General features: G+C 64.4%; 1 protein-coding gene. It reads right to left on the reverse strand.

Annotated features, from left to right (window positions below; translation table 11 throughout):
- Positions 1-1,296 (reverse strand): DEAD/DEAH box helicase (locus HCN51_RS57690; protein WP_206069126.1); only part of this gene is annotated, 1,296 nt, incomplete at both ends.

Here is a 1,296-nt window from a genome sequence, read left to right on the forward strand (position 1 = left end):
GAGAGCTGGACGGAGTCCTCATTACGGGCCAGGAGGGCCAACGGCCACTCCACAGCCAGGACGGTCAGCTCCGGCCAGTCCTCGAGGTCCTCGGGCTGGATGAAGTTGTCCATGACATGGGCGATGTTGATGCTGTCGTCGAGCAGCTTGAGCCCCATCTCATCGCACCAGTCGACCCAGTGCTTGAGCGACTCGGCGGTTCGGCGGCTCCAGATCCGGCCCTTGAGCGAGGCTCCGACGCTGGTGCGGACGCCAGCGGCGAACCCTGTCGCGAAGATATTGGTCTGAGCCTTGGTGTGTTTCTCGGCATCGGCGAAGCCCTCCGCGACGTCGGCTCCGACGTGCATGGAGAAGCGCCGGTTACGGTTCCTGACGTCCAGGACGCCGACGTTCGTGGGCACGAGCCGGTCAATGCCGCCCATGACGCGGTAGATCCGCTTGCCGGTGATGCGGTCCGCGGTCTGCCCGCACACGGCCGTGGCCAGGTCCTCGTGGAGGCTGTCGTTGTTGGTGCTGTTGATGTACAGCAGGCCGTGGGCCTCGTCCCAATACATGACGTAAAGGTGGTGGACGACTTCCTCCACAGCGGGAAGCTGGCCCCACTGGACGGGAGCCTGCTCCTGGGTCACGAACCAGAGCACCCGATCTCGTCTGTTGACGGCGATGGGGTAGGTGAGCAGATTCTCCTCGGGGAAGACCTGGTAGACGTTCGTCGGGGTCCAGTCCTGGCAGCCAGTCCTGTACGCCACCGCGCTCATCTTCGGCAGCACCGACTTGATGGACACCTCTTCCGGCCCGGAGCCGAAGGCGGCCTCGAAGTCGCTGACGTCCTCCTGTTCGCCGACGGCCTGCTGGGACAGGTCGCGGACGATGAGATTCCAATCGGCATCCTCTGCATAAAGCTGACGAAGCTGCTCGTCGAACGGTGCGTCGGATCGCGAGGACACCACGGTCGCGTTGCCCACCGTCGCTGAGGACACGCGGGCGAAACGGCCGATGAACTGCAGCGTGATGCCGAGGCTTTTGTGCGTGTCGTGGAGTGCCGCCACCTTGAGCTGCGGCAGGTCGAAACCCTCCCCCAGCATCCCCACGCAGATGATCAAACGGGAGTGGCGTTGATCGAGCGCGTCGAGGGCGGCCTTGGCCTTTCTGCCACTGAGCTTGCTGTGGATGACCATGGGGTTGAGGTCCGGCGCGAGCTCTTCGTACAGGTTCAGCAGCTCGTTGGCCCGATTGATCGAGCTGGTCCGCGCCATGAGGAGGTGATCGCGGCCGTTGTCGAGGTCGGTGCGTAGG

Origin of the sequence: Nonomuraea composti (assembly GCF_012034275.1) — a bacterium.
Taxonomy (GTDB): domain Bacteria; phylum Actinomycetota; class Actinomycetes; order Streptosporangiales; family Streptosporangiaceae; genus Nonomuraea; species Nonomuraea composti.